We start from the raw sequence: 5,194 nt of genomic DNA, 5'->3' as shown, positions 1-5,194 counted from the left end.
GCTTTATGTTCCCGGGAACACGTTACCAATCATGATCAAGGATGATAAGGTTGTTTACCTGAATGTAATCAATCCAAAGAAGCGTATCGCAGAACTGATTGCAGACTGTCCGACACTGTTGAAGGAATGGGTAGAAGGGGAAAAATACACGGTCAGGGATAGGGAAGCGATAGTCAATGCATACAATGGCTGTCGGGACTAAATCTTCGGCAAAATTTACAAGATTTTTATTTTTTTTGAAGTTTTCCTAAACAGCGTGTCTAGCGCTGCATATTTTTAACGAAACTAATAAAAAATCGAATTGAGTGAAGGTTGAGATGATTCTCTTCTAACCTATGGACAGAGGCTAATAAGGATTATTTATTTATAATCTTGTGCACAATACTTATTGAACCTCTTTTGAAAAATCCTGCCGTAGGTTTGCACAAAATTTGCACACATTTTTGACGCAGTGTAACCGAAGGAGGAAAGTTTGTACTGTAAATTACTTATTTTACGAATTCAAGCATGTCAAGGCGTAGTGGTTAATGGGAATCAAAGATTATGAGTCCTCTAGCCTAATCGACCTATTATGAGGTAAAATGTGCTTTTCTGACTTACAGAGGCAATTTGCTAACTATTTTTGGAACTTCAAAATTTTGCTCCTTTTCGTATTTGTTACTGTTTTATTTTTGCCTCACCACTTCTACAAAAACTCATGAACGATATCTTCATATTTTGATATCCTGCGTTGACGAGCCAAGCAACCCAATGAGGTCGAAAATTGCTTCCGTCATGAACTCTTCTTATGGAATACTTTATTTAATCGATTGTCTAAAGACACCCTTTAGTAACGCTTGTCGAAACCATAAATTTGACCAAACGATAAATTTCTATTGTTTCAAAGTTATAATCCCAAGATCTTTTTGTACAGTTTTACCAATGATCCTTGCGTGCTGTGTGTGGGCTGTGCGAAACCATAAAACCCCATCGCTGGCATTTTATAGTTTCTAAATTGGCTACATCCTCCTAACCTGTGCATATCTGATCCAAATCCCTATCTTTAAAAAAAATCGTCATGAAAGCGCTTTGGAACATCGTCGTCAAAAACGTATCGAACATCATGAGTTTGATCGGGATTATTCTATCTATCTACTTCGGTGTCTATTACGTCCCTGCATGGCTAGAAGATGCAGAAAAACAGAAATTCTACAATGCCCAAGCCAGCCTTGCGCAATCGATCAAAGAACTGATCTTTAGCGATTCCACCTGCACCTATCCAGAGATACAGTCGCTGGTCAAGGCAAAAGAAATTATTCTTAATAAAAGTTATCCCCTCACTACAGCGCAGATCATGGTCGAAGTGGAGGCCTCTTTCATGGACGATAAATTTTGCCACTAGAAAAAAGAAGGCAACTGATCGCCGAATCGCAGCTGATCAGAAAGACCATACCACCAAATTTAAACAAAGCGGAAGAGAAGAAAAGTTCAGTTCCCCTACTGGGTTGGTTATCGGTGATCTTTACCCTGACCGCAACAGGTGGTGCCGTTTACGGCTATTACCTTAGATACCTCAAGGAAAAGGAAACCCAGGAAGAAATCAACAACCAGGTCAGTCAGGTTGAGGCAGAATTCACGGGCTATCGAGGCGGCATCGCCTTTGAAAGCGAAATCGTCAAGGCTCTGCAGAATTATCCAGGCGTTGAGGTAAGGCGGTTGGGTGAACCAATGGATTGGGGGTTTGACATCGAATTCACCTATAATCAGAGAACCCTATACATCGAGGTCAAATACCTCACCAGAAGCAAGGTCGGCCTGTCTGGATATTATGGTGATATTGACCCCAGTAATGCATGATACTGACCCCCTCGGGGATTTGGCCTGTCATAGCTGACGGCATGACAATTTCACCTTTTTTTTCTTAGACTTTCTCCTTTTAATTCAATACGATAAGATGTGTGGACCATACGATCCAGAAAGGCATCGGCCAGCGTTGAATCTCCAAAGATGTCCCACCATTTTTCCACTGGTAGCTGGCTGGCAATTATAGTTGCTTTTTTTGCATGCCGATCCTCAATTATCTCCAGCATATCCATTCGCTGTTGCTGTTCGAAATGGGTTAGCCCAAAATCATCCAGAATAAGCAGATCTGCCTTTGATATCTTCTCAAAGAACTTATAGACACTTCCATCAATCCGGCTCATCTTTGTTCTTAAAAGTAACTTCTGTACATTGAAGTAAGCGACTCTGTATCCCTGGGCACATGCCTGGTGGCCCAATGCGGAAACCAGGAACGATTTTCCGGTTCCCGTGGAACCGCAGACCAATATTGCCTCTCCCTTGGGGATATAATCGCCTGTGGCAAGGATTCCCACAGTAGCCTTGTCCAGTCCCCGCTTGGAATCCATGTTCAGTTCCTCGATTGATGCCCTGTAACGGAAGTTTGCATTTAACTGAAGACGTTCAAACCGCTTTCCATCCCGGTCATCGGTCTCTGCCTGAAGCAATATTTCCATCCCCTCACTAAAGGTTAGTTCATGTAGTTTTCTTGTTTCATTGAGGGCTGACCAACTACGGGTCATACCATGCAGGCGTAGATGCCTGAGTTGTGTTTCGATATTCATTTTTTAGAATTTAATTGTTGTTTGTGAATAATATTCCATACCACGGATATTGTTATGATCTGGGAGTGGCTGTTCCTGTTTCGGTTCATCCTGATTACCAACCATGTTATTCTTTAGTATGCGTTCAACAAAGCGATATGAAAGATTGCGGACATTCATTGCAAGCTCACAGGCTGCCCCAAATTTGTCGGAATCCACACCTTTCTGCAGCCTGAGAAGCCCGTCACAGGTACGGTAGAGTTGTTCCGGATGTGTGTTCTGCTCGAATATCATCTGGAAGAGAAGATGCAGTTCTGCAGATTTCTCCTTTGCCCTGGCGATATAATATTTGGGACTCCTCTCCATATAATGCTGGTGATGTGAGCTCAGATGGTCTTTTTGCGTGGAGTAACCAGCTGGATTCAGATTCCGCACATGAACTGCAATCTGTTTGTTCCTGGCGTATATCCTCACCATGCTCCTGGTATATATTACCTGAACTTTTTGTCCTACATAGGCAAATGGGACGCTGTAATAGTGTTTATCCTTACCCAGGTAGATGTGGTTGTTATGCGCCACTTTGGGTTCTGAATAATACCTTACCTCAAAGCGTTCGACCGGAAGTGGATGGAGCAGGTGTTTTTCAGCTGCAAGAAAACGCTCTTCCCTGCAGTAGGGCTTTTGCTGCATCCTGGTCTGGTTATGTGCCTTTACCTTTTCCCGAATCGCTTGATTAAGCGATTCGATATCAAAGAACTGACGGTTCCTAAGTCTGGCATAAACACGGTTGTATACCAGCTTGACCTGATTCTCCACCAATGCCTTATCTTTTGGTTTTTTCGATCTTGTAGGGATCACCGTAATCCCATAATGATTGGCAAAATCATCCAGTGCACGGTTGATCTCCGGCTCAAACCTGTTGGCTTTTATAACCGCAGACTTCAGGTTATCCGGTACCAGTACCGCAGGCGCACCACCGAGTTCCCTAAGGCAACATTCGAGCGCATGGAGAAAATCATCTACCCTCTGGCTCCTGACGGCCACTACAAAGCAGTAATCAGAGAATGGAAGCGATGCCACAAATATCTGGCAGGCAATAACCTCACCGGTCTCTCTATCAATATAATTCATTTGCTTACCGGCAAAGTCAACGAACAGCTTATCTGCGGCAAGATGCTCAAGCCGCATTCCGGGACGTCTGGCTATGAGTTGCTGACGAAGATGGAAACAAAACTGGGGATAGCTATATGCAGGCTTGCAACCAGCCTCATATTCTTCATAGAGAAGTAGACGGGTCATCCCAACTGATTCAAGTTCCTTGGCATAATAGCTCAGGTTCGACCGAAGATATTCAAACCTGGGATCTTTATAGGCTGGACTTCCTATGTGGAATTTGCCCATTAGTAATGGGTCTTCCATCTCCAGAAGTTCCGAAATTGGAATCTCGCCAGCCTCCAGTTTGGAAATATATACCTTAACGGTATTCTTACTGATGCCTAGGTTGCGTGCGATGCTCTTAATGGAATCGCCCTGTTTGTGAAGGCGTAATAATTGTTTGATCTGACTCATTGCTTTCGATTTTCCGGCCATCTTACGCTACTTTAGGTAAAGGATTATTTACCTAAGTAAGCCAAATCAAATTAAGGAGGGGGTCAACATGCTCCATTAGAAACTGCATTAATGCAGATCAAGAGGGGTCAATATGCTCCATTACAAAATCTTTAATACCCAAGGGTGGGGTCAGCATCCGCCGGAATGTCAGTAAAAGCTTTAAATGGTCTTACCGTAAACCGAAATTGGAAAACATAATTGGGGGGTCAACATGGTCCAGAATATCCACCTGTCCTCGATACAAAAGTTCTTCCACAAACAAAAAGGACGACAGGGCGAATTCTGGTTCGTACATAACAATGAGCTGACCAAGATGTCTCAGCACAGGTTCGAGGAACTTAACCAGCTTTTCGGTTCATCAAGACCATGTAAACTCATCCAAGCGAGTTCAGCGGCAGAATTTACCGAAAAATTAAAGGAATTTTTAAGCTAAACGTCTCCGTCCCTCATTACAGGGCAGGTAGTAACTTGAAGATCGACATTTTTCGCCACGTTAATAAGAATTTCAGAGCGCAGCAAGAGCGCTTCCCCGTTAAGGGTAATTGAAATGATCGCTGGATGAAGTATATCTTGTCTATCAAGATATTATAGTGGTCAATTTTGACCGAAACACATTAACTCAGAATCCTAAATGACGTGATAACCCCTTTAGTAGCAATATATGCTTTGTTGTTTGCAAACGGGTTTTCATGTGCCAGCATCATACATAATAAATTATTTGTATTTACAGGGCCCATCTTCCCGATTTTTTCATGTACCTAATGAAGAGGTAATATATGCCGATAAGAATTATCGAAATAATAAAAACCAGGTTTCTGACTTCCACGTTGTAGCTGGTCAGCTGAGGATAGTAGAATAATAGGATAGTAACAATTCCCATGATCCAAATCGCTTGGGTATTATACTCTTTTATAAGCCATCTTTTACCATTAAATTGCATGCTCGAGATGGTCTGTCCCAGGCCATGGATTTTAAATAGCCATCTATGAACATTTACAGTA

General features: G+C 42.5%; 6 protein-coding genes and 1 pseudogene. 4 read left to right on the top strand and 3 right to left on the bottom strand.

The window, feature by feature from the left end:
- The 3 genes from EZ449_RS22930 to EZ449_RS22280 all read left to right on the top strand — a co-directional run.
- Positions 1–202, top strand: a 202-nt coding sequence (locus tag EZ449_RS22930) for a hypothetical protein (protein WP_205943059.1), incomplete at its 5' end; no start/stop codon positions are given.
- Between the two features lie 855 nt (positions 203–1,057).
- Entirely contained in the window at positions 1,058–1,381 is a 324-nt protein-coding gene (locus tag EZ449_RS22285) for a hypothetical protein (protein WP_131563081.1), read from the top strand.
- Positions 1,372–1,836 carry a hypothetical protein gene (locus EZ449_RS22280; protein ID WP_131563079.1) on the top strand — a complete coding sequence of 155 codons (465 nt, stop codon included), beginning with the start codon at positions 1,372–1,374 and terminating at the stop codon, positions 1,834–1,836. Before EZ449_RS22285 ends, EZ449_RS22280 begins: the two co-directional genes overlap by 10 nt.
- A gap of 50 nt (positions 1,837–1,886) precedes the next feature.
- Here EZ449_RS22280 and istB read toward each other — a convergent pair whose 3' ends face one another.
- Both istB and istA read right to left on the bottom strand, forming a co-directional pair.
- Entirely contained in the window at positions 1,887–2,603 is a 717-nt protein-coding gene (gene istB, locus EZ449_RS22275) for an IS21-like element helper ATPase IstB (protein WP_131563078.1), read from the bottom strand.
- A gap of 3 nt (positions 2,604–2,606) precedes the next feature.
- A complete protein-coding gene (gene istA / locus EZ449_RS22270; protein ID WP_225872412.1) occupies positions 2,607–4,151 on the bottom strand; it encodes an IS21 family transposase in 1,545 nt (514 codons plus the stop codon).
- Positions 4,152–4,404: 253 nt separating this feature from the next.
- Between istA and EZ449_RS22265 the strand changes: the two genes are divergently transcribed.
- Positions 4,405–4,626, top strand: coding sequence for a hypothetical protein (locus EZ449_RS22265; protein WP_131563074.1), 222 nt, complete (start codon positions 4,405–4,407; stop codon positions 4,624–4,626).
- 291 nt (positions 4,627–4,917) lie between these two features.
- On the opposite strand, the pseudogene EZ449_RS22925 reads toward EZ449_RS22265, so the two are convergent.
- Positions 4,918–5,194 (bottom strand): annotated as a pseudogene (locus EZ449_RS22925) (methyltransferase family protein); the annotation flags it as partial.

This window comes from Pedobacter frigidisoli (assembly GCF_004331675.1).
Lineage (GTDB): Bacteria > Bacteroidota > Bacteroidia > Sphingobacteriales > Sphingobacteriaceae > Pedobacter > Pedobacter frigidisoli.
The sequence above is the reverse complement of the archived record's forward strand: the minus strand, read 5'-3'. Positions and strand labels throughout refer to the sequence as shown.